This is a genomic window from Pseudoalteromonas sp. SIMBA_162, from assembly GCF_046535955.1.
GTDB lineage: Bacteria > Pseudomonadota > Gammaproteobacteria > Enterobacterales > Alteromonadaceae > Pseudoalteromonas > Pseudoalteromonas marina.
The window spans coordinates 1-232 of sequence record NZ_JAWJBQ010001308.1 but is presented as its reverse complement, the minus strand read 5'-3'; the positions used below and the strand labels follow the sequence as shown (position 1 = coordinate 232).

Sequence of the window (232 nt, the reverse complement as noted above, 5' to 3'; positions counted from 1 at the left end):
CCTGAAGGGCGTCGATTCGCTGCACTCGATCGTGCAGATGCCGAAGGGCGTGCCGGTCGCGACGTTCGCGATCGGCGAGGCCGGCGCCGCGAACGCCGCGCTATTCGCGGTGTCGATCCTGTCCGGCACGTCGGCCGACTACGCGAACCGGCTCGCCGCGTTCCGCGTGCGCCAGAACGAAGCCGCGCACGCCATGGTGCTGCCGCCGCTGGCATGACGGCGCACCGGCGGC

Annotated in this window: 1 protein-coding gene; it reads left to right on the top strand. The window is 72.4% G+C overall.

Features of this window, described 5'->3' with window-relative positions; translation table 11 throughout:
* Nucleotides 1-217, top strand: a 217-nt coding sequence (locus R0J88_RS23875) for an AIR carboxylase family protein (RefSeq protein WP_410901439.1), incomplete at its 5' end; no start/stop codon positions are given.
* Between the last annotated feature and the right edge of the window lie 15 nt (nucleotides 218-232).